This is a genomic window from Solihabitans fulvus, assembly GCF_008386585.1.
In the GTDB taxonomy this organism is placed as follows: Bacteria; Actinomycetota; Actinomycetes; order Mycobacteriales; family Pseudonocardiaceae; genus Solihabitans; species Solihabitans fulvus.
On the sequence record NZ_VUOB01000270.1, the window covers coordinates 1 to 309 of the forward strand.

Genomic DNA, 309 nt, shown 5'->3' on the forward strand with positions numbered 1-309 from the left:
TTCCTTCGAAACACCTTTCGGTGAATGAAGTATCGCAGTTGTATGAAAAATTGTGCTGTTAACAGCTCTAGCTACTTCTTGCCCTTGGTGGCCTTTTCGGCAGCTTTAGTGACCTTGCCACCACCAGCCTCCTTGAAGTTGACAGCCTTGATGACTCCGACAGCAACTGTCTGCCTCATGTCACGGACAGCAAAACGACCGAGGGGTGGGAATTCCTGGAAGGACTCTACACATAGAGGCTTGGAAGGTACCAAGTTGACAATGGCTGCATCTCCAGACTTGATGGATTTTGGGTTGACTTCAGTAGAC

The 309-nt window shown here is 48.9% G+C and carries 1 protein-coding gene; it reads right to left on the bottom strand.

Annotated features, from left to right (window positions below):
- Positions 1-71 precede the first annotated feature (71 nt).
- Positions 72-309, bottom strand: a 238-nt coding sequence (locus F0L68_RS45815) for an elongation factor 1-alpha C-terminal domain-related protein (RefSeq protein ID WP_223199636.1), incomplete at its 5' end; no start/stop codon positions are given.